Annotated in this window: 26 protein-coding genes; 15 read left to right on the forward strand and 11 right to left on the reverse strand. The window is 68.9% G+C overall.

Annotated elements, in window-relative coordinates; genetic code table 11:
• The first annotated feature begins 5 nt into the window (after positions 1–5).
• A complete protein-coding gene (locus tag ACFTS5_RS17620) occupies positions 6–1,484 on the forward strand; it encodes a DUF3027 domain-containing protein (protein WP_378631966.1) in 1,479 nt (492 codons plus the stop codon).
• Positions 1,485–1,528: 44 nt separating this feature from the next.
• Positions 1,529–4,729 carry a sacsin N-terminal ATP-binding-like domain-containing protein gene (locus ACFTS5_RS17625; RefSeq protein ID WP_378631969.1) on the forward strand — a complete coding sequence of 1,067 codons (3,201 nt, stop codon included), beginning with the start codon at positions 1,529–1,531 and terminating at the stop codon, positions 4,727–4,729.
• Between the two features lies 1 nt (position 4,730).
• On the opposite strand, the gene ACFTS5_RS17630 is transcribed toward ACFTS5_RS17625, so the two are convergent.
• The gene (locus ACFTS5_RS17630) at positions 4,731–5,498 is read right to left on the reverse strand and encodes a TetR/AcrR family transcriptional regulator (RefSeq protein WP_378631972.1); all 768 of its coding nucleotides are present in this window, start codon (positions 5,496–5,498) and stop codon (positions 4,731–4,733) included.
• Here ACFTS5_RS17630 and ACFTS5_RS17635 point away from each other — a divergent pair.
• Positions 5,476–7,500: a neutral/alkaline non-lysosomal ceramidase N-terminal domain-containing protein gene (locus ACFTS5_RS17635; protein WP_378631974.1), complete on the forward strand. Its 2,025-nt coding sequence runs from the start codon at positions 5,476–5,478 to the stop codon at positions 7,498–7,500. The genes ACFTS5_RS17630 and ACFTS5_RS17635 overlap by 23 nt on opposite strands.
• Here the strand turns inward: ACFTS5_RS17635 and ACFTS5_RS17640 are convergent.
• Positions 7,497–7,757 (reverse strand): DUF2530 domain-containing protein, encoded by a 261-nt coding sequence (locus tag ACFTS5_RS17640; protein ID WP_378631977.1) that lies wholly within the window; start codon positions 7,755–7,757, stop codon positions 7,497–7,499. The two genes, ACFTS5_RS17635 and ACFTS5_RS17640, sit on opposite strands and share 4 nt — an antisense overlap.
• Before the next feature lie 62 nt (positions 7,758–7,819).
• On the opposite strand from ACFTS5_RS17640, the gene ACFTS5_RS17645 reads away from it, so the two are divergent.
• Entirely contained in the window at positions 7,820–8,257 is a 438-nt protein-coding gene (locus tag ACFTS5_RS17645) for a MarR family winged helix-turn-helix transcriptional regulator (RefSeq protein ID WP_378631979.1), read from the forward strand.
• On the opposite strand, the gene ACFTS5_RS17650 is transcribed toward ACFTS5_RS17645, so the two are convergent.
• The gene (locus ACFTS5_RS17650; RefSeq protein ID WP_378631982.1) at positions 8,258–8,659 is read right to left on the reverse strand and encodes a YccF domain-containing protein; all 402 of its coding nucleotides are present in this window, start codon (positions 8,657–8,659) and stop codon (positions 8,258–8,260) included. It abuts the gene before it with no gap.
• 25 nt (positions 8,660–8,684) lie between these two features.
• Here ACFTS5_RS17650 and ACFTS5_RS17655 point away from each other — a divergent pair, with 25 nt between their 5' ends.
• Entirely contained in the window at positions 8,685–9,488 is an 804-nt protein-coding gene (locus ACFTS5_RS17655; RefSeq protein WP_378631984.1) for a TrmH family RNA methyltransferase, read from the forward strand.
• Positions 9,485–9,784, forward strand: a complete 300-nt coding sequence (locus tag ACFTS5_RS17660) for a DUF2537 domain-containing protein (protein WP_378631985.1) — start codon at positions 9,485–9,487, stop codon at positions 9,782–9,784. The genes ACFTS5_RS17655 and ACFTS5_RS17660 overlap by 4 nt, the downstream gene beginning before the upstream one ends.
• A 3-nt stretch (positions 9,785–9,787) precedes the next feature.
• Here ACFTS5_RS17660 and ACFTS5_RS17665 read toward each other — a convergent pair whose 3' ends face one another.
• The 4 genes from ACFTS5_RS17665 to ACFTS5_RS17680 all read right to left on the reverse strand — a co-directional run bounded on the left by ACFTS5_RS17665 (position 9,788) and on the right by ACFTS5_RS17680 (position 13,435).
• A complete protein-coding gene (locus ACFTS5_RS17665; RefSeq protein WP_378631988.1) occupies positions 9,788–10,507 on the reverse strand; it encodes a DUF6928 family protein in 720 nt (239 codons plus the stop codon).
• Positions 10,508–10,669: 162 nt separating this feature from the next.
• Positions 10,670–11,683 (reverse strand): septation protein SepH, encoded by a 1,014-nt coding sequence (sepH, locus tag ACFTS5_RS17670; RefSeq protein ID WP_378631990.1) that lies wholly within the window; start codon positions 11,681–11,683, stop codon positions 10,670–10,672.
• A 312-nt stretch (positions 11,684–11,995) separates the two neighbouring features.
• A complete protein-coding gene (serC, locus tag ACFTS5_RS17675) occupies positions 11,996–13,117 on the reverse strand; it encodes a phosphoserine transaminase (protein ID WP_378631993.1) in 1,122 nt (373 codons plus the stop codon).
• 96 nt (positions 13,118–13,213) lie between these two features.
• Positions 13,214–13,435, reverse strand: a complete 222-nt coding sequence (locus ACFTS5_RS17680; protein WP_378631996.1) for a hypothetical protein — start codon at positions 13,433–13,435, stop codon at positions 13,214–13,216.
• Positions 13,436–13,480: 45 nt separating this feature from the next.
• Between ACFTS5_RS17680 and ACFTS5_RS17685 the strand changes: the two genes are divergently transcribed.
• Positions 13,481–14,152 carry a TetR/AcrR family transcriptional regulator gene (locus tag ACFTS5_RS17685; protein ID WP_378631998.1) on the forward strand — a complete coding sequence of 224 codons (672 nt, stop codon included), beginning with the start codon at positions 13,481–13,483 and terminating at the stop codon, positions 14,150–14,152.
• Between the two features lie 67 nt (positions 14,153–14,219).
• Positions 14,220–14,858: a hypothetical protein gene (locus ACFTS5_RS17690; protein ID WP_378632001.1), complete on the forward strand. Its 639-nt coding sequence runs from the start codon at positions 14,220–14,222 to the stop codon at positions 14,856–14,858.
• Positions 14,859–14,883: 25 nt separating this feature from the next.
• On the opposite strand, the gene ACFTS5_RS17695 is transcribed toward ACFTS5_RS17690, so the two are convergent.
• Both ACFTS5_RS17695 and ACFTS5_RS17700 read right to left on the reverse strand, forming a co-directional pair.
• Positions 14,884–15,615: a polysaccharide deacetylase family protein gene (locus ACFTS5_RS17695; protein WP_378632002.1), complete on the reverse strand. Its 732-nt coding sequence runs from the start codon at positions 15,613–15,615 to the stop codon at positions 14,884–14,886.
• A gap of 296 nt (positions 15,616–15,911) precedes the next feature.
• Entirely contained in the window at positions 15,912–17,036 is a 1,125-nt protein-coding gene (locus tag ACFTS5_RS17700; RefSeq protein WP_101464507.1) for a citrate synthase 2, read from the reverse strand.
• A gap of 76 nt (positions 17,037–17,112) precedes the next feature.
• Between ACFTS5_RS17700 and pdxH the strand changes: the two genes are divergently transcribed.
• From pdxH to ACFTS5_RS17725, 5 genes are all read left to right on the forward strand, one after another.
• Positions 17,113–17,817: a pyridoxamine 5'-phosphate oxidase gene (gene pdxH, locus ACFTS5_RS17705; protein WP_378632006.1), complete on the forward strand. Its 705-nt coding sequence runs from the start codon at positions 17,113–17,115 to the stop codon at positions 17,815–17,817.
• A 68-nt stretch (positions 17,818–17,885) separates the two neighbouring features.
• Positions 17,886–19,169: an MFS transporter gene (locus tag ACFTS5_RS17710; RefSeq protein ID WP_378632009.1), complete on the forward strand. Its 1,284-nt coding sequence runs from the start codon at positions 17,886–17,888 to the stop codon at positions 19,167–19,169.
• Between the two features lie 258 nt (positions 19,170–19,427).
• Positions 19,428–20,741 carry a citrate synthase gene (locus ACFTS5_RS17715; protein ID WP_101464504.1) on the forward strand — a complete coding sequence of 438 codons (1,314 nt, stop codon included), beginning with the start codon at positions 19,428–19,430 and terminating at the stop codon, positions 20,739–20,741.
• 63 nt (positions 20,742–20,804) lie between these two features.
• Positions 20,805–21,164 carry an FKBP-type peptidyl-prolyl cis-trans isomerase gene (locus ACFTS5_RS17720; RefSeq protein WP_378632011.1) on the forward strand — a complete coding sequence of 120 codons (360 nt, stop codon included), beginning with the start codon at positions 20,805–20,807 and terminating at the stop codon, positions 21,162–21,164.
• Positions 21,165–21,385: 221 nt separating this feature from the next.
• A complete protein-coding gene (locus ACFTS5_RS17725) occupies positions 21,386–22,012 on the forward strand; it encodes a hypothetical protein (protein WP_378632013.1) in 627 nt (208 codons plus the stop codon).
• 49 nt (positions 22,013–22,061) lie between these two features.
• On the opposite strand, the gene ACFTS5_RS17730 is transcribed toward ACFTS5_RS17725, so the two are convergent.
• Positions 22,062–23,219 carry a hypothetical protein gene (locus tag ACFTS5_RS17730; RefSeq protein ID WP_378632015.1) on the reverse strand — a complete coding sequence of 386 codons (1,158 nt, stop codon included), beginning with the start codon at positions 23,217–23,219 and terminating at the stop codon, positions 22,062–22,064.
• Between the two features lie 277 nt (positions 23,220–23,496).
• Between ACFTS5_RS17730 and ACFTS5_RS17735 the strand changes: the two genes are divergently transcribed.
• Together ACFTS5_RS17735 and ACFTS5_RS17740 are read left to right on the forward strand one after the other, a co-directional pair.
• Positions 23,497–24,159 carry a hypothetical protein gene (locus ACFTS5_RS17735; RefSeq protein ID WP_378632017.1) on the forward strand — a complete coding sequence of 221 codons (663 nt, stop codon included), beginning with the start codon at positions 23,497–23,499 and terminating at the stop codon, positions 24,157–24,159.
• Positions 24,160–24,256: 97 nt separating this feature from the next.
• Positions 24,257–24,403, forward strand: coding sequence for a hypothetical protein (locus ACFTS5_RS17740; protein WP_378632020.1), 147 nt, complete (start codon positions 24,257–24,259; stop codon positions 24,401–24,403).
• A gap of 53 nt (positions 24,404–24,456) precedes the next feature.
• Here ACFTS5_RS17740 and ACFTS5_RS17745 read toward each other — a convergent pair whose 3' ends face one another.
• On the reverse strand, positions 24,457–25,713 hold the full coding sequence (locus ACFTS5_RS17745) for a sensor histidine kinase (protein WP_378632022.1): 1,257 nt from the start codon (positions 25,711–25,713) through the stop codon (positions 24,457–24,459).
• Between the last annotated feature and the right edge of the window lie 37 nt (positions 25,714–25,750).

Here is a 25,750-nt window from a genome sequence, read left to right on the forward strand (position 1 = left end):
ATGCCGTGAGCGCAGTATCTGTTTCGGAGTCCGGCGTGCGTCCCGTTCTGGCCGACGCGGCCGAGGTCGCACGTCGTGCGCTCGTCGCGTTGGAACCCGACGGGGTAGGAGTCCATCTGGGGGTGAGCGCCGAGGACGACACCGCGGCCACCCACCGGTTCGAGGCGACCCTGCCCGGCTACCGCGGCTGGCAGTGGGCCGTCGTGGTCGCCGCGCCTCCCGGCGCCGACCACGCGACGGTGAGCGAGTCGGCGTTGCTGCCTGCCCTCGACGCCCTGATCGCCCCCGATTTCGTCCCGTGGGAGCAGCGGGTCCGCCCCGGCGACCTCGGCCCCGGCGACCTGCTCGCCGCCCCCGCCGACGACCCCCGTCTCGTTCCCGGCTACGTCGCCACCGGCGATCCGGTGATCGACGAGGTGGCCCGCGAGGTCGGCCTCGGCCGTGTCCAGGTGCTCAGCCTCGAAGGCCGCGCCGACGCCGCCCAGCGCTGGTTCACCGAGTTCGGCCCCGACACCGAGATGGCGAAGGCCGCCCCCGGCACCTGCGGCATGTGCGGCTTCTACCTGCCGCTGGCCGGCGCCCTGCGCGAGTCCTTCGGTGTCTGCGGCAACGCGATGGGTGCCGACGGCCACGTCGTCCACATCGAATACGGCTGCGGCGCCCACTCCGACGTGGTGGCCCCCAGCGGCAACGGATCCCCGCTGTACGAGGCATTCGACGACCACGCGGTGGATTTCGTCGAGATCGTCCGCCCGGCTGTCGAGGACGCGATCGACAAGGCCACGTCCCAGACCGCTACCGCGGACTCGGCAACAGAGGCCGCGACCGAGCCTGCTGACGCCGACTCCACGACGGCGGTCGTGGAGGTTGTCGCCGAGACGTCCGCCGACCCGGCGATCGAGGTCGTGGAGGTCGCGGCCGTAACGGTCGCCGCTGTCCCGCCGACCTCGGACACCGAGACCGAGCCGAGTTCCGCGGACTCGTTGACCGAGGTCGGCGAGGCCGCGGCGGAGCGGGCAGGCGACCGGCAGGAAACCGCCGAGGCCGAAGCCGTCGCCGCCGCGGACGCTGAGCGTTCCGCGCTCGCCGAGGGCGCCCTGCCGGAGTCGGCCGATGAGGTCGTCACCGCCGAAATCGCCTCGGATACCGGGGTCCCCGCCGAGACTGCTTCGGCCGAACCCGTCGTCGAGGCCGAACTCACCGTCGGCGACGAATCGGCCACCGCTGAGACCTCGGCCGCTGCGGATGTCGAGAGCTCTTCGGGCGCGTCGGACGAGGTAGCGACTGCTGCCGACGCGGACGCGGAGGCTGCAGCTGCCGCCGAGGTTGTGTCGGGCGCTGAGGGTTCCGTCGAGGGCGAGGCCGCGGTGTCGGGCCCGGAGGCTCCCGCTGAAGGCGAGGCCGCGGTGTCGGGCGATGCGGGTTCCGGCGAAGCGGCGGAGTCGGCTGATCTGAGCGAGCACGGATCGTCGGTGTCGCGCTGAACGGAGCGGGTGACCCGTTCGGTACCGCGGAGCTGCGGGCCGGAGTGCTTGCCGCGTGGCGGGATTCGCCGACGCGGTTACGCGAGGACAGTGCCAGCGAGGCGGATCTGGTGGCCGCGGGCTACCGGGATCGGCTGCTCACCGAGCTCGCGCAGAACGCGGCCGACGCCGCGGCGAAGGCCGGTGTCGCGGGCGAGCTGATCGTGCGGGTACTGGACGGTCGGCTCCACGTCGCGAATACCGGTGCGCCGCTGAGTGTTTCCGGTGTGCACGCGCTGACGGCACTGCGTGCCTCGGGAAAGGCGGGCGCCGCCCAGGTCGGTCGTTTCGGTGTCGGCTTCACCGCGGTGCGGTCCGTCGGTGACGAGATCGAGGTCCGATCGACGACCGGATCGCTGCGCTTCTCCCGTGTCGCCACGCTGAACGCCTTGCACGACACCGGCATCGGCATCCCCGACGACCTCACCACGATCGCGCCCCCGGTCCTGCGCCTGGCCTGGCCGGTGCCGACCACCCCACTCGCAGGCACCGACACCGAAATCGTCGTACACCTGCGCGACGACATCGACCCCGAAGCCCTCCTCGACGCCATGCGAGCCGAGGCTCCCGACCTCCTCCTGGAACTACCGGCCCTCCAGCGCATCCGAATCGATACCGACCAATTCACCAGCGCGGTACAGATTCTCGCCAACACTCGAGCCACCGACGCCGTTCGTCCCGATGCCGCCCGGGCCGCTGTTCCCGCCACCGTCGGCACAGCCGCAGCCGACGGACCGGACGCCGCGGACGAGCTCGACGCGAACCTGTCCGCCGCCGACCACCCCGGCACGCTCTCCCAGCTGACGATCACCCTCCCGTCCGGCGCACGCCGAGCGTGGTGGCAGTACCGCACTCCCAGAGCCCGCTGGCTACTCCCACTCCGCCACGGCCGCCCCGTCGCGACTGCCCCGGATGTCCTGCGCGCCCCCACTCGATCCGACGAGGAACTCTCGCTCCCCGCGATCCTGGTCGCCGATATCCCGATGCAGCCCGACCGCCGCCGCCTCCTTCCCGGCGCCCGCATCACCGAATTGGCCTCCGGATACGCGGATTTCGCCCGCGCGCTGCCGCCCCGGGACCGCCTCGTCCTGGTCCCCACGCCCGGCTTCGCCCGCAGCGAAGCGGACGCGATCCTGCGCGAAGCCGTCATCGCCGAGCTTCGTACCAACTCCTGGCTCCCGGTGTGCGCCACGCGCGACCACACCACAGCCGATCCGTCGGACTTCACGGGGTCCGACTCACCGACTTCGTCCGAGAATCTGCACCTGCCCGGACAATTCGGCACCTATGACGCCGCACAGAACAGTGCTCCCGACCTCGGGGACCTCTTCGCATCGGAGGAGTCCGGCACATCCGGCCACAGCGTCGCGCCGCGATCAGGGCCCGGCACGTCGGCCTCGAACGACCTCCCGGATCTAGCGGCTCTCTTCGCATCCGAGGATGCCGAAGCGACCGGCGACGACGGATCCCATCTCACCTCGGGCGAATCCGCACCGCACAGCGATCCTTTCGCGCCGGAGGAGTCCACCTACGAACCGGTCGCAGCGGACTCGCCGTGCAGCACGCCGACCCGCGCGAGCGTATTTCCCGACCTCACGCCGGAATTGGCCGCGTTCCTCGCCGAGATCACCGGACCGCTGGTGATTCCGGAGCTGTCGGGCCGTGCCGGTCAGGACAAGCTGGCGGTCCTCGATGTCCATCGGCTCGGCCCGGCCGCGGTGGCCGAGCGGTCGAGCGGACTGGAACGTGAACCACGCTGGTGGCGGCGGTTCTACGCCGCCCTGGAACCGTTCGTCGTCGATACCCGAACCGCCGAGGAATTCGGCGCGCTGGCCGTGCCGCTGACCGACGGGCGGCTGGTCACCGGGCCACGGACCGTAGTGCTCGACGATCAGCTCACGGTGGCCGTACCGGTGCACTGGGCGCGCCTGGTGCACCCGGACGCCACGCACCCGCTCCTCGGTCGGCTGGGGGCCCGCAGCGCGAGTTCGGATGACCTGCTCACCGATCCGGCCCTGCGCGACCTGCTCGAGCACGATCCGGCCGACCCGGACACGGTCGCCGCGGTGCTCCAGCTGGCTCCCTTCGCCTCCCATGGCTCGCTGCCCGACTGGCTCGGCCTGCTCGAATTGCCCGACGAAACAGGTGAGCTGAGCCCCGCCGACGAACTGCTGCTGCCCGGCGCCCCGCTCGCCGAAGTGCTGGCATCCGACGCCCCCTTCGGCACCATCGCCGACGCTGCCGTCGCCGAGTACGGCGAGCAAGCCTTGCGCGCGATCGGTGTCGGCTGGGGTTTCGCGGTGCTCACCGATCCGGAACCGATCGGTCCCGACCACGACCTCGACGACGAACAGTCCTGGTGGGACAGCCTTTCCGAAGATCCCCGCGAGCTCGTCGCGGTCCGCGACCTCGACCTGGTCGACGAAGACCGCTGGCCGGAAGCGCTGCGCCACTTGCTGTCCGAGCCGCGTACCCGCGCCCTGCTAGCCGATCGCGACGGCTACACCACCTGGTGGTTACACCGCCACGCCCATATCGACGGCATTCCGCTGGGTCGGCTCCACCACCCCGACGACAACGAATTCGACGGACTTCTGCCGGTATTCGCGGCTGTCGGCATCGAAGGTCCCGACCTCGATGCGCTGCGCCCCGCTCTCGTGCGCCCGGACATCATGTCCGCCGCGCTGGCCGAGGAACTCCTCGACGCACTGGCCGATCCGTCGAAATCCCCTGCCCCCGAGGTGATCGCCCGAACCAATGCCCGTCTGGCCGCCGCGGTCGCCTCCGGCGCCCTCGATCCGCGCGAACTGGATCTCCCCGAGCGGATCCGCGCACTGTCCGGCGACGTCGTCGACGCGAGTACCGCCATGGTTCTCGACCAGCCGTGCTTCGGATTGGTGGTTCCGCCGCAACGCCTCGTCGTCGGCGACACCGCGCACGCGGGGGCGTTGGCCACCCTGCTCGACCTTCCGCTGGTCTCGGAGGAGGTCAGCGCCGAGGTGCTCGGCACCGGGCGCCGAAGTACCTGGGCGGCGGAGCCTTTGGGCGTGGTGCTGCGTCAGCTGTGGTCGCGGCAGGATGTCACCGGCGAGCTGGTGCTGCACGAAACCCTCGAAGTGCATCTGCGCGGGGCGATCTCGGGCACTGTCCACGTCCCCTGGTGGTGCGAGGGCGACGTGACCCACGTGCAGGCGCCGCGCGGCTGATCTATTCCGCGTGCGTGGCGACCATCTCGGCGAGCAGATCGAGCTGAACCTGCACGGACTCGCTGTCGTCGTCGACCAGCCACCGCAGCACGATCCCGTCGATCACATTGAGGATGAACCGGCTCAGCGTCGCCACCGGCGTGTGCCACCGCGTCTCGGTCGCCTCGCTGCAATGGTTGATCACATCGGCGACGGTGCTGTCGTTGAACCCGTACTGCTCGCGGGCGATCGCCAGCTTGGCCGGCGTCGATTCGCCTTCGCGCAGCGCGTAGGTGGTGGTCTCGTAGGTCAGCAACTGCCGTTCGGGAGTGGCTTCGATGTTGCGCCACATCAGTTCCAAACCGCGGCGCACCAATTTCTGAAGTGCTTCTTTTCCTGTTCCGGCGTCTTCCCATACCGTTTCATCGGCATCGACGGAATCGCGCAATTCCATCGAGAGCGCTTTGACCAGCTCGGTCATCAGCGCGTCCTTGTTTTCGAAACAGTAATGCACCACACCTAGCGAGACGCCTGCCGCTTGGGCGACATCGCGCGTGGTCACGCCCGCCACGCCCTTTTTCTCGGCGAGACCGATCGCTGCCTCGATCAGGTGGGCTCGTCGTTCTTCGACGCTCAATCGGGAGGACACTGTGCGAGTTAAGCGCTCACGCCACGAACAGTCAATTCGCCGGTCCGCCAGAAAATCCTGGACATTTGACCAGTTGATGTGGTTGTCTCCGAAATGGAAGTTGCGAAGGAGTCGCCCGATGTCCCTGTCCCGCCGCACCATGCTCGCTGCCTCGGCACTGGGTGCCACGGCACTGCCCATCATCTCGAAGAGGGGAATGCCGGTCGCGCACGCGAATCCCGAGGGATTCGAATTCGGGCTCGGCAGTGCCGATCTCACGGGCCCGGCCGCGGAATGCGGCATGATGGGCTACTCCCAACTCGAACAGACAACAGCGGGAATTCATCTGCGCCCACGCGCGCGTGCGTTCGTGATCGGTGCGCGCGGATTTCGGATCGCGTTCGTCGCGGTGGAGAACGGCGCGGTGTTCGCCTCGGTACACGGCGCGGTTCTGCTCGCGCTCGCCCGCCGTTTCGGTGACCGGTATTCCGAGCGGAATGTCGTTCTCACCTCCACGCACACCCACGCCAGTTGTGGCGGTTCCGCGCACGACTACGCCTACACGCTGGCGACGCTGGGATTTCAGCAGCAGGTCTTCGACGCCGAGGTCGACGGAATCGTCGAGGCGATCGTGGCGGCCGACGCGGACTTCGCGCCGGGCGCCATCAGCCTGGGGCGCGCAGAACTCCACGATGCCAGCGTCAACCGCTCGCGCGTGGCCTTCGAGCGCAATCCGGCCGCCGATCGCGCGGTCTTCCCCGACGCGATCGACCCCGCGGTGACCACGTTGGTGTTCGCCAGACAGGGTCGTCAGGTCGGCGCGCTCACCTGGTTCGCCACCCACAACACCTCGATGACCAACGCGAACCGCCTGATCAGCTCCGATAACAAGGGCTATGCGAGCTACGCCGCCGAGCACCTCGAGCACGGGGTCCGCCACCTCGACGGCGCCGGCTTCCTCGCCGCGTTCGCACAGACCAATGCCGGTGATATGTCGCCCAATCTCGGCCTCACGCCCGGCAACGGCCCGACCACCGACGAGTTCGACAACACCAGGATTCTGGGCGAACGCCAGCATCACGCGGCGAAGGAGGCGGCGGCGCGGGCCGCCGCACAGCAGGCCGAGGTCGCCTCGATGCTGTGCTACATCGATCTCGCCGCACTCACGATCGACGGCCGCTTCACCCCCGACGGCGCCCCGCGACGCACCTCCCCGGCCGCGGCGGGCGTCTCCCTGGCGGCGGGCAGCGTCGAGGACGGCCCGGGCCTGCCCGGCGGCCCGATCCCCGAAGGGGTGCGCAATCCGATGGTCGACTTCCTCGGCGGCATCGACCACCCGCACCCCGCCTGGCTCGCCGATGCCCAGGCCCCCAAGGCGATCTTCGCCCCGCTCGGGCTGATGCCGCCCGTACCGTGGGTCCCGAATGTGGTGCCGATCCAGCTGATCCGCATCGGCGACCTGTATCTGGCCGCCGCGGGCGCGGAATTCACGATCGTCGCCGGGCTGCGCGTGCGCCGCGCGGTGGCGGCGGTGCTCGGCGTCGAGCTGGAACAGGTGCTGCTACAGGGCTATTCGAACAGCTACCACGAGTACGTCACCACCCCCGAGGAGTACGACTCGCAACAGTACGAGGGCGCTTCGACGCTGTTCGGCCGCTACACGCTGTGCGGGTATGTGCAGGAATTCACCAGACTGGCAGCGGCGTTCGCCGCGGGTCAGCCGGTCGGGCGCGGGCCGGCGCCACGCGATGTCTCCGCGCTGCAACCGAACTTCGCCGCCGCGCCAGGGCCCGACGCGACCCCGCCCGGCCGTAATTTCGGTGACGTCCTGATCCAGCCGTCAGCCTGCCGACGCGGCGAACAGGCGGCTGTCGAGTTCGTCTCGGCCCACCCGAAACACAATCCGCGCCGCGGTGACACCTTCTTGCACGTGCAGCGAAAGACCGCGGCGGGCTGGGAGCGGGTGGCCAACGAAGGTGAATGGGACGTCCGTTTCCACTGGCGCGTAGCGGGCGCCTCGGTCTCGATCGCCCGCTTCACCTGGGACATCCCCGCGACGGCCGAACCCGGTGCGCACCGATTCGTGCACTACGCCGACGCGCTGGGCGCCGACGGCACGCTTCGCCCGGTTGTCGGGACCAGCGACGAATTCGCGGTGAGCTAGTCGGTGTCGAGGCCCACCTGGGCGCCCTTGTCACCGCGCCGCGCGGAACGCCGCTGCAACAGGAAGATCGACGACCCCAGCACGCCCACCACGAGCCCCATCAGGCACACCGGGCGGGCATCTGCCCAGCTCGCGTTCATCCACACGACCACGGTCGCGATGACCCACAGGGCGAAGCCACCCAGCACCACGGGGCGTGGGTCGACCAGGATTCTGGGCAGTTGAGGTATCTCGGGACTGACAGGTCCGGCGTCCATACCCAAACAGTAGCCGTGTGAAACCCGTCAGCCCAGCCGGATTTACCGTAGAGTTCTGCACTGTGACAACGCCATCGGACGTCCGTGCCCTGGCCGGTGACCTATCACTGGCCGTCGTGCGGCTCACGAGACACCTGCGCGGACGCCGTTCCGATGCGCAGATCTCGCTTACTCAGCTGTCGGCTCTGGCGACGCTGGCTCGTGATGGCGCGATGACGCCCGGCGCGCTGGCAGGCAAAGAACGCGTTCAACCGCCGTCGATGACCCGTGTCATCGCCTCGCTCGCCGACCTCGCCCTGGTCCAGCGCCGCCCGCACCCGACCGACGGCAGGCAGATCATCGTCTCGCTCTCGCCCGCCGGTCGCGCGCTGATCGCCGACGAGACCACTGCGCGCGAGGTATGGATGACCGGTCAGCTCGCCGGACTGCGCCCCGAGCAGATCGCGGTGCTCGGGGAAGCCGTCGGCATCATGAACCAGATCGTCGCCGAATCGGAGTGATCAGCTCGATTGGCGCGCCGCGTCGGCCGACACCACGTCATGGCCGAGCGGGAACAGTGACAGCGGCACCAGCTTGAGATTCGCCCAGGCGAACGGCAGACCGATGATCGTCACCGCCAGCGCGATGCTGGTGAACACATGGCCCAGCGCCAGCCACCAGCCCGCGAAGACGAACCAGATCACATTGCCGATCAGCGAGCCCGCGCCCGCACCGGGTTTGTCGACGACGGTGCGGCCGAACGGCCACAGCACGTACCCGGCCAGGCGTAGCGAGGCGATCCCGAACGGGATGGTGACGATCAGGATGAAACAGATCAGTGCCGCGAGTAGGTACCCCAGCGCCATCCAGAACCCGCACAGCACCACCCAGAGCACGTTCAAGATCAACTGGACAATCTTCATGCTTCCAGCATGCCAGGATTAGCCGGTGGCCGAAGTGATCGATATCGACGACCCCACCGACCCGCGCGTCGACGACTTCCGTGACCTGTCCAATGCCGACCGCAGGCCGGACCTGCCGGGCCGGAAAGGCCTGGTCATCGCCGAGGGCGTAGTGGTCGTGCAGCGGATGCTCGACTCGCGTTTCACGCCCAGCGCCCTGCTCGGCGTCGGGAAGCGTTTCGAGACCCTCGCGGGCGATCTGGCCGATCGCGATCTGCCGTACTACCGTGCGAGCGCGGAGGTGATGGCCGAGGTGGTCGGCTTCCATCTCAATCGCGGCGTACTCGCCGTGGCGCCGCGTCCGGCGGAGCTCACCGTCGACGAGGTGCTCGACGGCGCCCGCACGGTGGCGGTCCTGGAGGGCGTCAACGACCACGAGAACCTGGGTTCGATGTTCCGCAACGCCGCCGGGCTCGGCGCGGACGCGGTGCTGTTCGGCGACCGGTGCGCCGATCCGCTCTATCGGCGAGCGGTACGGGTGTCGATGGGGCATGTCCTGCGGGTGCCCTTCGCGCAACTGCCGCAGTGGCCGGCGAGTCTGGACCTCGTACGGAACAAGGGTTTCCAGATCATCGCGTTGACGCCGAACCCCGCGGCGGCGAATCTGGCGACGGCGATGACGGGGGAGAAGGTGGCGCTGCTGCTCGGCGCCGAAGGGCCCGGCCTGACCGAAGAAGCCATGCGCGCCACCGATGTTCGCGCGCGCATCCCGATGTCACCCGGAACCGATTCGCTCAACGTCGCGACCGCGGCGGCGATGGCGTTCTACGAACGAGTGCGCACGTCATGAGCAAGGAATGCGAGGGACCGTATCGCGCGCAAGCGGATTCGGTGCCATGGGCGGCCGGCGGCACCGTTGTCGTACTGGTCGCGCTGCTCGGCGGGGTCGCGGTCTACGCCTTCGGATGCGCGCTGGCCGCGGTCAATCCGCTGCTGGCGATCGGGGTGAACGTGGTGGCGGCGGTCGGGGTGGCGCCGACCGCATGGCGGTGGCGGTTCACACCGGTGGTGCGGTGGGTGCTGGCCGGTGCGGCCGCGGCGGTGGTGCTCGGCTGGATCGCCGTGATCGTCTACCAGCTCAGCTGACGCTCACAGCACCCGATCGGCACCGCGCAACCACCCGAAGAGTCCGCGCTTGCGGCGCGTCGCCGCACCGGGACGACCGACCGGCACGCGCTTCTGCTCTGGTGCCTGGCCTTTCGGATACAGCGTGAAACCGCAGACCGGCAGATCGCCGGGAGCGAGCCGGCCGGAAGCGGCCGGGGTCAGGTAGCGGAAACCGAGCCATTCGTCATTGGCGGCGTCGGCGAAATCCGGTGGATCGAACGGCAGTGACTGTGGTTCGGGACGGTCCGGCACCGGATGCTCACCCGCCCAGAAGGTGCGCTCCCACACCATCGGGAGCCCTTCGTTCTCGAGAATGTCCACCCGGGTGGAACTGAACGACCGCCGGAATTCACCACGCTCCCAATGCGCGAACGCACCCCAGTGCAGTGTCGTGTCGTAGGACACGAGATAGGTGTGTTCGGAAGCGAGCGGGCGCACCAGCAGATCGGGCAGCTTCGTCGGATGTACCAGCGCGGCCTCGGCCGTACACACGACGGTCAGCCCGGGATAGCAGCCGATATAGACCTCGTCCCGATCCGGTGCGGCGCACCCGGCGAGCGTCCCGACCATGTGCGGCCGAACGTCGTGGTCGCTGTACAACTGCCCGGCCAGCGCCGCCGCCGCGACAGGATCGGATTCGACGGTTCCGGTCAGCACCGCCACCGGATCAGGCGTGTCGACATACCAGAGCGTAGAAGCCACTGTCCCGCCTCTCTGTCCCGCCTCTCCGGGTATTCGAGCCAGACTCAGGTGGGTGGCTCGACGGCGTCGGCGGCTGGCGGACGTGGTACGTCAGTTCGTTCCCGACGAGTTACCCATGTACTTGCGCGATATGGCGACCGGGCCCCGGACCGTCCGCATCTTTCAGTTGCCGGAGCTGCGGACGCCGAGCAGAACGTCTTCCCATGACGGCATGGGCGCTTTGCCGCGCTTGGTCCGCGCGGGCTTCGGTGCCGGCTTCTCGGCCACCGGCTCCTCGGCGGGCTTCTCCGCTTGCGCCGCGGGCTGGCTCGGCGTGGCGGGAACAGCGGGCTTCGGGGCGGCGGGCTTGGGCGCGGCGGGGATCGGTGCCGCGGGGATGGGCGCGGCCGGAATCGCCGCCGTGCCACCGCCTGCCGCGACCTGACGCTGCTCGTAGTACTCGTCCACGTTCGGCGCCGGCCGGCTCTGCGGGCGCGCGGCGGGTGCGGCGATCTGCTCGCGCGGACGCGGCTCCACCGGGGTCGGCGGTTCGAGCGCCGGCGAGGCGGCCGGAACCGGCGTGGGCAGGATCGTCGCCAGCCCACGCAGCGCGCGGCCGAAGTCGGGATCGATCAGGTCGTTGGCCGGGTCGTCGAGCGGGGACACCGAGCCGCCGTGCGCGTCGGGCTGGTAGCGCCAGTGCGCGGCGATCTCGGAGTGACCGTGGCGCCACTGCAATTGGGCGACCCAGAAACCCTTTTCGTCTTTCCAGGCATCCCACTCGGCCTGCTCGATGGTGTGGCCGCGCTCGGTGAAGGCCGCCGTGACGATCTCGTGCAGCGTTTCCACCGAGGGGCCGTCGGGACGCACCGGGTGCGCCTTCTGCGCCAATTCGGCGGCGCGCGCACGCTCGAGCAATACGGGGTAGGCGAATCGTTCGACTTTGGATTCCGGCATACCGGACTCTGCCGTGACCTGCTCGACGGACGCTCCAGCGCGAATACGGGCCTGGATATCGCGAGGACGCATAGTCGCCTCCGTTTCGATCTCGATCTGGCCGAATCGTGCGAGGTCGCCGCGCGCCGCCGCGCGGAGCTTGTCGTCGGCGGGCAACCGGAACTTGGTACCGGACTCGGTGTCGCTGCACACGATGTGCGTGGAGTCGGGCGTCACCCCGATCACTCGAAGTTCACGCACCGTTACCTCCCTATCGCGTCGGCTACGACACCGCCCACTTTCCTAGACAGTAGTGCACATTACTTGGCCGCGGCAGCAGACACGCACGACTTAAATCGCGCACCAGCCGTGCCCAGGGGGCTAATCTGAGCGGCTCACCACCCGAATTCGGCTTGTGTGCAGGGGTTTTGGTGATAGATCAACATCAAATATCGATACCGAGATCTGTCGAAACTCGGCGAATATTGCGAATGTGTGCAGTCCGAACAAGAAGGGCCGGTGCGCGGCGAACCGAATGGGTTCACCGGGCACCGGCCCTATCGCGGTCTTATCTCAGAGCTGGCCGACGACCCAGTCGATCGAACGGGTCAGCTGCGAAACATCTTCCGGGTCGATCGCCGGGAACATGCCGACGCGCAGCTGGTTACGGCCCAGCTTGCGGTAGGGCTCGGTGTCGACGATGCCGTTGGCGCGCAGGATCTTGGCCACCTTGGCCGCGTCGACCGCGTCGTCGAAGTCGATGGTGCCCACGACCTGCGAGCGGTGCGCCGGGTCCGACACGTACGGGGTGGCGAAGGAGCTCGACTCGGCCCACGAGTACAGCCGCGAGGACGAATCCAGGGTGCGCTTCACGGTCCAATCGAGGCCGCCGTTGGCGTTCATCCACTCGATCTGGTCGGCGAACAGCAGCAGGGTGGCCAGCGCCGGGGTGTTGTAGGTCTGGTCCTTGGAGGAGTTGTCGACCGCGATCGGCAGCGACAGGAACTCCGGGGTCCAGCGACCCGATTCCTTGATCTCGGCGACGCGGGCCAGCGCGGCCGGGCTCATGATCGCGATCCACAGGCCACCGTCGGCGGCGAAGCACTTCTGCGGGGCGAAGTAGTAGACGTCGGAGTCGGCGATGTTCACCGGCAGACCGCCTGCGCCCGAGGTGGCGTCGATGGCGATGAGGGCGTTCTCCGAACCGACCGGACGCGACACGGGGATCGACACACCGGTGGAGGTCTCGTTGTGGGCCCAGCCGATGAGGTCGACCGAGGGGTCCGACACGGGCTCGGGCGCGCTGCCCGGCTCGGCCTTGACGACGATCGGGTCGCCGATGAAGGGGTTGCCCTTGGCCACCGAGGCGAACTTCGAGGAGAACTCGCCGTTGGTCAGGTGCAGCGAACGCTCGCGGATCAGGCCGAAGGCGGCGGCATCCCAGAACGCGGTGGTGCCACCGTTGCCGAGCACGACCTCGTAACCGTCGGGCAGGGAGAACAGCTCACGCAGGCCGTTGCGCACGCGCGCGACGACGTCCTTGACCGGCTTCTGGCGGTGCGAGGTACCGAACACCGAGGCGCCGACAGTCACCAGGGACTGCAGCTGCTCCGGGCGGACCTTGGACGGGCCGCAGCCGAACCGTCCGTCGGCGGGCTTGAGGTCGGCGGGAATGGTCGGGAACGCACTGGTCATGGGGGCGAGTTTAGTGGTCGGCCGAAGCCCGTACGCGCACGGGGGCGGGTCGGGAACCGGCTGTGAGACGGCCCACTCGCGTTCGCCGGAGGATCTTCAGGACACGCCGGTCATGAAGTCGACCAGCCCGAACGGCGCGCTGTCGCCGATGCACAGGTCGAGGATGCGGTGCGCGTCCGAGGCCGCCTTCGCGCTGCGGGGGAACAGTGCCGCTTCGTAGGCGGCGAGTGCCGCTTCGCTGTCGCCGGGGTGCGCGGCGATCGCCGCGGCGAGTTCGGCACCGGTGATTCCCGTTCGACTTCTGGAACGGTATTCCACCGACCTAGTTTGGAACGATGTTCCAGAAGTGTCAAGATGGTGTGCATGGCGACACGTCCCCAACGGACCACCCGACGCGGCGACGCGCTGTCGAAGCAGCGGATCGTGGACGCCGCGATCGAGATCCTCGACGCCGACGGCGAGCGCGCGCTCACGTTCCGTGCCTTGGCTTCGCGCCTGGAGACCGGCAGCGGGGCGATCTACTGGCATGTCGAGAACAAGAGCGATCTGCTCGCCGCCGCGTCCGGCGGCGTCATCGCCCGTGTCCTCGCGAGCTCGGACGACAGCGCGGAACCTTTCGCCGCGATCCGTGCCGTCGCGCTCGGGATGTTCGACGCGATCGACGCCCATCCGTGGGTGGGCGCCCAGCTCGTCCGGGAGCCGTGGCAGCTGGCGATGGTGCAGATCTACGAGCGCATCGGCGCGCAGCTGCGGCTACTCGGCGTCCCCCAGCGGTCGCTGTTCTCCGCCGCGTCCGCGCTGGTGAACTACATCCTCGGCGTCGCCGGGCAGAACGCGGCGAACGCTCGGCTCGAGGTGCACGAGGGCGACCGCTCGGCTTTCCTCGGGGCCGTCGCCGCCCGCTGGACACAGCACGACCCGGCGGAATTCCCGTTCGCCCATCAGATCGCCGAGCAGCTGCGCGAGCACGACGACCGCGAACAATTCCTCGCCGGAATCGACTTCGTTCTCGCCGGGATCGCCGCCCTCGGCTGACCGCGTGGATGCGGTGAGTGCGAGGAATTTGCCCTTGTGTGAAGGACGTTCGCATTACCCTTCTGCCATGAGCCTCGTTGTGGCCGACTCGGGTCGGACCCTGCTCGACCGGTGTGTGTGGGCTTTCGGGCGGCGGCCGGGGTTGCTGTCCGAGGGAGCGCGGCGGGAACTGCTGATCAGGGGGCTGCCCGCGATGGCGAGCGTGCTGTCGGTACGGACACGCCGGGGGGAGGGCGGCTATCGGTTCAGCGTGCGGGTGTCGGTGCCGGGGGAGCTGGCCTACGACGCGCGGGTCCGGCAGCGGGTGCGTAGCCAGGACCTGGAGTGGATGCAGACCGGCGACGTGGTCGGCTGCCGGGTGGACCCGGGGGACCGGGAGCGAGTGGTGCTGTTCGTGCCCGAGGTGCCGGAGTCGGGGCGCAAGGCCGCGGCCAAGATTCTGGCCAACAGGCGGCGGGCGGAGGCGATCGTGCTCGCGGTGGCGCCGATCGCGGCGGACTACACCGGACGCGACGATCCGGTGCTCCGGCTCGATCTCGAGATGCGGGCCTGGGACGAGCCGTTGCCGTGGCGGGTGCGGTTGATTCAGCCGGTGCCGCTCTCGGCGGTCGGCCAGATCGAACTCGGAACGCGGTTGGAGGCGGCGTTCTTCACTGTCGACCGAGGGGCCTCGGTCGCGATCGATTTCGCGGCGTTGACGCGCTGAGCGCGCCTGCCGCGCGGGGCGTCCGCTACAAGTGGACGAACGTGAAACCCGCTGCGCGCAGAGCCGGTAGCACCGCGGCCATTCCGGCCGCGGTCCCCGAACGGGGACGGTGCAGATGCGCGAGCGCGATACCGCCGGGAGTGGCCGCGCTCATCGCCCGCTGCACCTGTGCCGCCGACGCGGTCGCCCCGAAGTCGGCATTGACGGTGAAACCCAGTGGGGTCTCGCCCAATTCGCGCACGATCGCGACCGCCACCTCGTCGTAGTGCGCGGTGCCCGCGCGAAAGAATCGGGGCGCGCGCCCGGTGAGCTCGATGATCCGCTGATGGTTGTCCCAGACCTCGTACGCGGCCTCCTCGGCGGAGGCGGTGCCCGGGACCTTGTAGGCGGACCGGCCCGACACCGAGAGCGGCTTGTGCGCGCCACCGTGATTGGCCAGTTCGAACAGCGGATTCGCCGCCAGGCGCTGTACCCGGGCCGGGTCGGCGTCGACCCAGCGTTTGTTGAGGAACAGCGTGGCCGGGATCTGTTCGGCGATCAGCAGGTCGATCAGGGCCTGGTCGATGTCACTGTTGCCGGGACCGCCACACGCGTCGAACGTGAGCGCGAACTGCTTGCCGCCCGTGGGGAAGCCGCTGGTGATGCCGGGCAGGTCGACGCCCCACTGATGCGGGACGGCGCCCGCGTGCCGGGCGGCCACCTGGGCGGGAAAGGGGGCCGGCATCGCCCCCGGGGTGGCGATCGGGTGCGCGCTCACCGGCGCGACAGGCTGTTCAGCGGTGCGGCCGGTTGCCGCGGGCGCGGCCGAATCACCTTGTGCGACAGCGCATCCTGTGGCAACTGCGGTGGTGAGAGCAGCGCAGGCGCCGAACAGCCGACGCCGCGACAAACCATTGCTGTGCACGATCCACCCCTCACGAACATGTTCGCTGGGATGTTATCGCCGAACCTGTACCGGTGCTCGTCGAACACGTTCTAGCAGGTGAATCATTAGACACCGCAAGTAGCTGAGAATGAACCGGACGCCGCGATCGCGGCGCCCGGTTCGACGACTCAGTGCTGCGAGATGGTGGACCAGCCCGGGACCTCGTCCGGGGTGCGCGGGCCGGGCCCGGTGTAGATCGCGGCGGGGCGGACCAGCTTGCCCAGCTGCTTCTGCTCGAGGATGTGGGCACACCAACCGGCGGTCCGGCCACAGGTGAACATCGCGGGCATCATGTGCGCCGGAACCTCGGCGAAGTCGAGGATGACCGCGGCCCAGAACTCGACATTGGTCTCGATGGCGCGATCCGGCCGACGCTCGCGCAGCTCGGCCAGCGCGGCCTGCTCCAGCGCCGCGGCCACCTCGAAGCGCGGGGCGTCGAGGCGCTGGGCGGTGGCGCGGAGCACGCGGGCGCGCGGGTCCTCGGCACGGTAGACCCGGTGGCCGAAGCCCATCAGCTTCTCTTTGCGGTCCAGAATGCCCTTGACCAGCGCACGGGCGTCACCGGACTTCTCGACGGCCTCGATCATCGGCAGCACGCGAGCCGGGGCACCGCCGTGCAGCGGGCCGGACATGGCGCCGATCGCGCCGGACAGCGACGCCGCCACATCGGCGCCGGTGGAGGCGATGACGCGGGCGGTGAAGGTGGAGGCGTTCATGCCGTGCTCGGCCGCCGACACCCAGTAGGCGTCGATCGCCTCGGTGTGGCGCGGGTCGGGGTCACCCTTCCAGCGGGTCATGAACCGCTCGGTGACGGTGTCGCACTCGTCGATCTTGCGCTGCGGAACGGCGGGCTGATAGATGCCGCGGGCGGACTGCGCCACGTACGACAGCGCCATCACCGAGGCGCGGGCGAGGTTCTCGCGGGCGGTCTCGTCGTCGATGTCGAGCAGCGGCTCGTAGCCCCAGATCGGGGCGAGCATGGCCAGGCCCGCCTGCACGTCGACGCGCACATCACCGGTGTGCACCGGCAGCGGGAAGGGCTCGGCGGGCGGCAGGCCGCGACCGAACTCACCGTCGACCAGCAGGGCCCACACGTCGCCGAACGTCACCTGATCGGTGACCAGATCCTGGATGTCGACGCCGCGATATCGCAGGGCGCCACCGTCCTTGTCCGGCTCGGCGATGTCGGTGGTGAAGGCCACCACGCCTTCCAATCCGCTGACGAAATCCTGTGGTACCGAGCTGGTAGTCATGGTGACTCTCCTTGCAGGGGCATGCCGATATTTCTGAACCCTAGACCCGGACATACCGCGGAGTAATCTCGCCCCTATGCGTGACCTGGACCCCGCCACGACCACCGCGCCCGACCTCGCCGCGATGCGTGTCGACTACGGCAATCCCCTGATCGTCGCTGCCACCGAACCCGATCTCGACGAGACCTGGGTGGCCGGTGGCTGGGAACCGTTGCTGCGCAGCTGGATCGAGCAGGCACGAGGTGCCGGAGTCGCCGAACCCAACGCGATGGTGCTGGCCACGGTCTCGCTGACCGGCCCCGCGCCGCGACCGGTGGCGCGCACGGTCCTGTGCAAGGGACTCTCGCCCGAGGGCGTCACCTTCTATACGAACTACGACTCGGCCAAGGGCGCCCAGCTCGCCGCCGACCCGTACGCGGCGGCGAGTTTCGTCTGGCCCGCGCTCGCCAGGCAGGTGCACGTGCGCGGCGTGACCGAGCGGGTGTCCGCCGCGGTGACCGCGGCTTACTGGGCGGCGCGGCCGCGGGACTCGCGGCTGGGCGCGTGGGCTTCGCAGCAGTCACGGCCGGTGGCCACGCGGGCCGAACTCGATCGCGTGCTGGCCGAGACGACGGCCCGTTTCGCCGATGTCGACGACATTCCCGTGCCCCCGTTCTGGGGCGGTTACCTGCTGCGCCCCGACGAGGTGGAGTTCTGGCAGGGCAGGCGCGGCAGGCTGCACAACCGCATCGTGGTGCGGATCGACGGGCAGACCACAACGGTCGAACGTTTGCAGCCGTAACGAGCGGTGGCCTATGTCACTGCGCCTAAACATGGGATGACCGGGCGGCAGTGGCTAATCTGCGCTGAGTGAAGCTGCTCGCCGACACCGAACCCCTGCGTAATCGCGACTATCGCAGACTGTGGACGACCAATATCGTCACCGTCATCGGCGCTCAGCTCTCGGTGGTCGCGGTACCGCAGCAGATCTTCCAGATCACCGGCAGTTCCGGCTACGTCGGGCTGGCCGGTTTGTTCGGGCTGGTTCCGCTGGTGCTGTTCGGGCTCTGGGGCGGCGCGCTCGCCGATGTGATGGACCGGCGCACCCTGCTCGTCATCACCACGGCGGGCACGGGCCTGACCGCGGTCGCGTTCTGGGTGCAGGCCGCGCTCGGGGTGAACAATGTGTGGCTCGTCCTCGGGCTGTTCGCCACCCAGCAGGCGTTCTTCGCGGTCAACCAGCCCACTCGCAGCGCGCTGATCGCCCGGTTGCTGCCGCCGGAGCAGATGGCCTCGGCCAGTTCGCTGAGCATGACCGTGCAGAACGTCGGCATGATCGCGGGGCCGGTGCTGGCCGGTGTGCTGATCCCCGTGATCGGCCTGTCGATGCTGTATCTGATCGACTCGATCGCCCTGCTCGCGACGCTGTGGGCGGTGTGGCGACTGCCCGCCTTCCCGCCGACCGGCGAGCAGCGTCGCGCCGGGCTGCGCGCCGTACTCGACGGTTTCCGCTATCTCGCGGGCCAGCGCATCCTGCTCGCGTCGTTCGTCGTCGACATCATCGCCATGGTGTTCGGCATGCCGCGCGCGCTGTTCCCGCAGATAGCGCACGAGACGTTCCACGATCCGGCCGAAGGTGGGGTGGCGCTGGGCCTGCTGTTCGCGGCCATCGCGGCGGGTTCGGTGATCGGCGGCGTGTTCTCCGGGTGGATCCCGAGGGTGCGCAGGCAAGGGCTGGCGGTGATCGTGTGCATCGCGCTCTGGGGTGTGGCGATGGTCGGCTTCGGGCTCGCGGTGGGGCTGGCCGGGCACTGGTTCGGGCTGGGCGTGTGGCTGTGGATCGCGGTGGCCTTCCTGGCGTTCGGCGGCGCGGTCGACATGGTCTCGGCGGCGTTCCGCACGGCCATGTTGCTCAACGTGTCCACCGACGAGATGCGGGGCCGGTTGCAGGGCGTGTTCATCGTGGTCGTCGCAGGTGGGCCGCGGATCGGTGACGTTGCCCACGGTTTCGCCGCGGCGAGCATGGGTACTGCTGTAGCGGCTGCCGGTGGCGGCGTACTGGTGGTGATCGGCGTGGTGGTCGCCGCGCTGGCCTTCCCCGCCTTCGTGCGCTACCGGGTCACCCGCGCGCATTCCACCGTGGCCGTGAATTGACTTGTGCGGCAATCGGATTCGGGAATCGGGTCCGCGTGCTGGGCAATCGCCGGGCACCGCCGCGCTGATGGTGTGGAAAACGGGATCGGCGCAGGTCCCCGCCCCTGCGCCGACCTCACCGCGGCACGTGACCGGTGTGAGAACGGGACAGGACAACCCTGATTGCTCGTCCTGACCGAACAACAGCTAGCGTTAGCGCAAGCGCACCTGTGCCGACCGCACCGGTGCCTACGGTTCTAGCCTGAGAGGGATCCTTCCGTGCCCGCTGAGAACATCACCAACGTCACCGAAGACGCCAAGGCGGTACTCCAGTACCCCGGTGGCGAGTTCCCGATCTCGGTCACCAAGGCCGCGGAGGGTAACGACGGGCTCGACTTGGGCAAGCTGCTGGCCAGCACCGGTTACGTCACCTATGACCCCGGTTTCATGAACACCGCGTCGACCAAGTCGGCCATCACCTACATCGACGGTGAAGCGGGCATCCTGCGCTACCGCGGCTACCCGATCGACCAGCTGGCGGGCCGCTCGACCTTCATCGAGGTCAGCTACCTGCTCATCTACGGCGAGCTGCCGACCCAGGCCCAGCTCGACGACTTCACCGATCGCATCCGCCGCCACACCCTGCTGCACGAGGACCTGAAGCGGTTCTTCGACGGCTTCCCGCGCAACGCGCACCCCATGCCGGTGCTGTCGTCCGCGGTGAACGCGCTGTCGGCGTACTACCAGGACTCGCTGGACCCGCGCGATCCCGAGCAGGTCGAGCTGTCGACCATCCGCCTGCTGGCGAAGCTGCCGACCATCGCGGCGTACTCGTACAAGAAGTCGGTCGGTCAGCCGTTCCTCTACCCCGACAACTCGCTGTCGCTGGTCGAGAACTTCCTGCGGATGACCTTCGGCTTCCCGGCCGAGCCCTACGAGGTCGACCCCGAGGTCGCCGCCGCGCTCGACATGCTGCTGATCCTGCACGCCGACCACGAGCAGAACTGCTCCACCTCGACCGTGCGCCTCGTCGGCTCCTCCGACGCCAACCTGTTCACCTCGGTGTCCGGTGGCATCAACGCGCTGTGGGGCCCGCTGCACGGCGGCGCGAACCAGGCCGTGCTCGAGATGCTCGACGAGATCAAGGCCAACGGCGGCGACGTCAAGGAATTCATCCGCAAGGTCAAGAACAAGGAAGACGGCGTGAAGCTCATGGGCTTCGGGCACCGCGTCTACCGCAACTACGACCCGCGCGCCACGCTGGTCAAGCAGGCCGCCGACAAGATCCTGTCGAAGATCGGCGGCGACGACCAGCTGCTCGACATCGCCAAGCAGCTCGAAGAGGCCGCCCTCACCGACGACTACTTCGTGTCGCGTCGCCTGTACCCGAACGTCGACTTCTACACCGGCGTCATCTACCGGGCCATGGGCTTCCCGACCCGCATGTTCACCGTGCTGTTCGCGATGGGTCGTCTGCCCGGCTGGATCGCGCACTGGCGTGAGATGCACTCCGAGCCGCTGAAGATCGGCCGCCCGCGCCAGATCTACACCGGTTACGGTGAACGCGACTACCGCGCGATCGACAACCGCTAGTTTCGATCCGCCGTTGTCGGAAACTTTGTTGGGTACAGCAATCTATCGAAGGGGATAGCCCGCATGACCAAGCCGGAGATCGAATTCCAGGAGGGCCCCGCGCCCACCGAGCTCGTCATTACCGACCTCATCGAGGGCGAAGGCAAAGAAGCGGTGGCCGGTGGCACCGTCGAGGTGCACTACGTCGGCGTCGAGTTCGACAACGGTGAGCAGTTCGACTCCTCCTGGGATCGCGGCGAGTCCCTCACCTTCCCGCTGCGCGGCCTGATCCAGGGCTGGCAGGACGGCATCCCCGGCATGAAGGTCGGCGGCCGTCGTCAGCTGGTCATCCCGCCGGACCTCGCCTACGGTGCCGCGGGCTCGGGCCACGCGCTCTCCGGCAAGACCCTGGTCTTCGTGATCGACCTGCTCAACGCGAACTGATCGCACCGCATTTCGGCCCGTGCCTCCGCAGGGAGGCACGGGCCGTTGCTGTTTCAGGGGTAAGGCTCCCGCCTCGCGAGCCGCGGGGTAATGTGCCCCGCGTATGACGGAGCCCTACGGCTCCCGTGTGATTCGTTTCCAATGCGTTGTCCATGACAGTGACTTGTTCGATTCGCCCGGGGCCGGGTTCTTCGGGAGTTTCGGGAGGGAGATTCTCGATCATGTTCCAACACAAGGTTGTTCGCCGTGCGCTGGCCGTGGCACTGCCCATCGCCGTGGCGGTGAGCGTGGCCGGGGTCGCGTCTGCGGAGGTCGACCAGCAGACGCAGTACGCGGCGGGATTGTCGAGTGCGGGGCAGGGCTACCGCACCACGGTCGCGCCGGACCTGCGCACCGTAGCCGCCTCGGTGGAGGAGGGCCGGTTCCTGCTCGCACCCGACCGGGCCCGGGTCATCGTCGAGTCCGCGACCGGCGATCCGATCGGGGAGGTCCCCACCTCGTTCACCACGGTCAGCGGCAACGTGATCGCCCTGGCGACCGAGATCGCGTCCGACGGGCGAAGCATGACGGTGACACCGCGGCCCACCGCGGAGGCGAGCGACGAACTGAAGACCATCGCGACCACCCCCACCGCGCAATTCCCCGACCCGGTCCAGAACGCCGCCGCCATCGGCGCCGGCATCGGCGCGCTCGTCGCCGCGGTCGTGTGCATCCCGATGATCACCACGATGATCCTCTACCTGCCGTGCGTCGGCCTGGTAGGTCTCCCGAACGCGTTGATCGGCGCGCTGATCGGCGCCGTGGTCGGCGTGGCCGCACCGCACATCATCCCGCAGGTCCTGCCCTGACCCTGAAAACCCCTGCGGCCCGGTCGAAATCGACCGGGCCGCAGTGCTGTCACTCCCGGACGACTTCGACGGGGTCGGTGAGGGCGAGGGCGAGGGCGGATTGCTGGGACTGGCCTCGTGGGGGGAGGGCTTCGAGGGCCTTGCCGGTTTGGGTGTTGAGATTGCCGACGATGTTCTGCAGGGCGCCGACGCCGCCGGTGAGCTGTTCGACGGCCGAGAGGAGTTGGGCGCCGCCCTGTTCGGCGAGGGTGGGCAGGCCCTTGGCGAGTTCGGCGCCCTGGGTGAGCTGGTCGCGGGCGCCGTTGAGGCGGGCCACGACGGTGCGCAGGAGGGTGCCGAGATCGGTGTTGGGATCCACTGCGGCGCCGGTCAATTCGCTGAGGCCGTCGAGTTGGGTGCCTGCCTGGGTCGACACTGCGCGCAGCGCTTCGAGTTTGGTGATGATGTCGGCGAGCTGCGGGTCGCCCGCGAAGGGGAGGGCTTCGAGCAGGGGCAGGATCTGGTCGAGACCGGAGCCCATGGCGGCCGCGCTGGATTGGACGCCGGCGATGGTGACGCCGGTGGCGCCGAGGGCATCGGCCAGCTGATTCGCCTGCTTCGCTGCGCCGTCGACGGTTTGGTTCAGCAGCTCGATCGCCGAAGTGAGTTGGCCCGCACCCTCTTTCGCGTAGTCGAGGAAGCCGAGCATCTGCTCCGCGCCGCCGCTGAACTGGCTCGCACCGTCGGCGGCGGCGTTCACGCCCGCGCTGAGTAGCTGGGCGGTGAACTGGACCGAGGTCATCTGGTTGCGTGCCTGCGAGACCGCGGCCAGCGCCGCGTCGACGCCGGACGCGCCGATCCGATGCGTTACCACATCGACCGCGCCGTTCACCGTGTTCGTGTCGGCGCCGTCGTGGGTGGTGACGGTCACCTTGGCGCGCTTGGGTTCCGGGGTGGCGAGGGTGGCCATCGACGCGGTGAGGTCGGCGGGCAGGGTGATCACGGCGGCGTAGTCGCCCGCGTCGATCTCGCCGGGCTTCGCGAGGGTCCATTCGTAGCCGCCCGCATCCTGCACAGCCTTGGCCACGCGCTCGCCGGTCGGCCCGGAATCGGCGTTGACGAGCGCGATCCCGGTCGGTGCGGCATCCTTGCCGGTACAGGCGACAGCACCGCCCGCCAGCACGAGGGCGGTGGCGAAGCAGAGCAGACGAGCGCGTTTGTCGATCACATCGGCGACGGTATCCCGGAGTTCGGTGCCGGACGTGGGAGATGTCTGAGAGTTCGTTGAGGAAGGGCGGATCGAGGGTAGCTGCCGGTATGCCGTTCGGGTACCACGAGCGATCGCCGATCGATAGCTACCTGGTCAAACTATGCCTTGTGTCACAACATATTCCGCAAACCCCTGGTGATTCGGTACAACTCTCGAGTCAATCGACATCGAGATTTTTTCGATTCGTCCGGGGGGTTCGGGGATTCTTCGGAAGCATCGGGAGGGAGAACCGAACATGTTCAGCCACAACATCACTCGCGCGGGTCGCCGTGCGGTCTTCGCCGCACTGCCGCTGGTCGTCGCGGCGTCGCTCGTCACCACGGGCACCGCGGCCGCTGACGTCACCGTCGCGCGTCAGGCCGAGATCGCCGCCGGGCTGGCAGGCGAAGGCGCCGCCGACGGTGTCGGCTACAAGACCACCGTCTCGCCGGACCTGCGCACCGTCTCCGCGACCGTCGACAACGGCCGCTTCGTGCTCTCGCCCGACTCCACCAACGTCGCCGTCATCTCGGCCACCGGAGACAAGGTCAGCGAGCTGCCGCTGACGTTGACCACCGTCGGTGGCAACAACATCGCGCTGGCTTCGGTCGTCTCCGAGGACGGCCGCACGCTGCAGATCGCCCCGCAGCTGTCCGCCGCCACCACCGACGAGCTGAAGAGCATCGCCACCAACCCCGAGGCCGGTAACCACGACCCCGTCCAGAACGGTGCGGCCGCCGGCGCCACCATCGGCTTCCTGACCGCGGCGATCCTGTGCATCCCGGGCCTGGCCGCGTTCATCATCGGCTACTTCCTGTGCGCGTTCACCTCGGGCGTCTCCTTCGCGATCACCGGCGCGGTGCTCGGCGCGGTGATCGGCCTGGTCATCCCGGAGTCGATCCCGCAGGTTCTCCCCTGATTTCCGCTTCAGTCGCTGCGCGTTAACTGTGCGGTATTCTCGCGAGTGTCTTCACCCCGTGCCGATCAGGCGCGGAACTCACGAGAGTGGAGGTTCGATGTCCGACACCGACGATGTCAAGGCCAAGGCCAAGGCCGAGGGCGAGAAGATCGAGGCGGAAGCGAAGAAGGCAGCGGCCAACGTGAAGGAAGCTGCCGAGCGCGCGGCGGGCAGAGTGAAGGGCGCTTTCAAGAGCGACAAGTAGTAGCGAGCTCGGCCCCGCACCCACATCACCGTGGGTGCGGGGCTTTCGTGTTTCTACCGGGCCGGTCGCACGGGCAGGTCGATGACGAGGCGGGCGCCGCCGAGTGGACTGTCCTCGAAGTACGTCAGCCCGCCGTGCAGCTGGGCCTGCTGGGCCACCAGCGCGAGGCCGAGGCCCGAACCGCCCTTGGTGGCGTTGGCGCCGCGGGCGAACCGCGCGAAGACCGCCGCGCGTTCGCCGGGCGCGACACCGGTGCCGTTGTCGTCGACGGCGATGACGATCCGGCCGTGCGCGGTGCGATGTGCCGACACGACAGCGGTGGTGGCGCCGCCGTGCTTCACCGAATTGGTGAGCGCGTTGTCGACGGCCAGCCGCAGGCCCGCGGGCAGGCCCCGGGTCACCAGCTCGGCGTCGGTGTCGATGCGCACCGACAGGCCGGGGTTGTGGCGCATGGCGTCGTGGGCGGCTTGGTCGCACAGGTCGGCGACATCGGTGGGGACGTGGTCGGTCTCGGCGGTGAGATCGCCGCGGGCGAGCCGTTCCAGCGCGGACAGGGTGGTTTCCACCCTGGTCTCGTTGCGGGCGAGGTCGTCGAGGATCTCGCGACGCTGGTCGTCGGTGAGGTCGAGGGTGCGCAGGACCTCGAGGTCGGTGCGGATCGCGGTGAGCGGGGTGCGCAGTTCGTGGGCGGAGACGGCGGCGAAGTCGCGGGCGGTTTCCAGCGCGGCGGCGGTCTCGGCCTGGGCCTGGTCGACGCGGGCCAGCATGGTGTTCACCGCGTCGGCCAGCTTCACCGCTTCGTCGACACCGGAACCGTCGACCGGGCGGTCGTGTTCGTCCGGCTCGCCGCCCGCGCTGCGGGCCGACACCTGCCTGGTCAGCTTCACGATCGGGCCGACCGCACGCCCGGCGAGCAGCCAGCCCAGCGCCGCCGCGGCCGCCACCGCGATCGCCGCGCCCGCGAGGACCCAGCGTTGCTGGTCGTCGGTGGCCTTGGTGGCCTCGGTGGTCGGAATGGCCAGGGAGACAGTGCGGCCCGCGGGCTGGTTTTCGGTGGTGGTGAGCACCCGGTAGGGCTGGTCGTTCAGCTCGACGGTCTGCGAGCCGGGGGGCAGATCCGGCAGCTGGGTCGAGCTCGACGCGGTCACCTGGCCGTCGTCGCGCACCGTGAGCGCCATGGTGTTCTGCAATCCGGTCAGGTTGACGAACCCGGTTGCCAGCACCGGCTCGATCAGCACGATGCGCGAAGCGATTTCCAGTTGTTGATCGGTTTGGGTGACATTATTGCGTTCGATTGCTTGAAAACCCACGAAAGCGGCGATCGTGACGATGATGACAGCACCCGCC

The sequence above is a fragment of the Nocardia sp. NPDC056952 genome, from assembly GCF_042674185.1.
GTDB lineage: Bacteria > Actinomycetota > Actinomycetes > Mycobacteriales > Mycobacteriaceae > Nocardia.